1 protein-coding gene is annotated in these 369 nt (G+C 64.2%); it reads right to left on the reverse strand.

Going from position 1 to position 369, the window contains the following annotated elements:
- The coding region (locus tag AK963_RS30735; protein ID WP_139117853.1) for a hypothetical protein at window positions 1-356 on the reverse strand (356 nt) is incomplete at its 3' end.
- Window positions 357-369: the final 13 nt, after the last annotated feature.

Raw genomic sequence — 369 nt, forward strand, 5'->3', positions numbered from 1 at the left:
TCGGCGTGAGGTTCCTGCATCTGGTCTTGCAGGGTCTGGTGCTGGCTCATCAGGTCGTTGAGCCTCTGCTGCTTCTCCCTGATGTCGTCCATATTGCGGGTTCGACCGGCAGCGCCCACCAGTCCACCCACCGGACCACCGACCACGGCACCAGACAATCCCTGCTCCAACGCACCATCGGTCAGTCCCACATCTCTGCCCACCTGCTGCTGTCCGTAGTTGGCCGCCATCTGCTGGCCAATCCCTTCACCGAACTCCTGCGCCCCTTCGGTCAGGAACCCCTTGGCCGCATTCAGGCCACGGGTGCCGGCGTTCTTCAGGATCAGGTTCTCCATGGCCGGACCCGCCAGACCCATGGAGAGCGCCCCC

The sequence above is a fragment of the Endozoicomonas atrinae genome, from assembly GCF_001647025.1.
GTDB classification, from domain to species: Bacteria; Pseudomonadota; Gammaproteobacteria; order Pseudomonadales; family Endozoicomonadaceae; genus Endozoicomonas; species Endozoicomonas atrinae.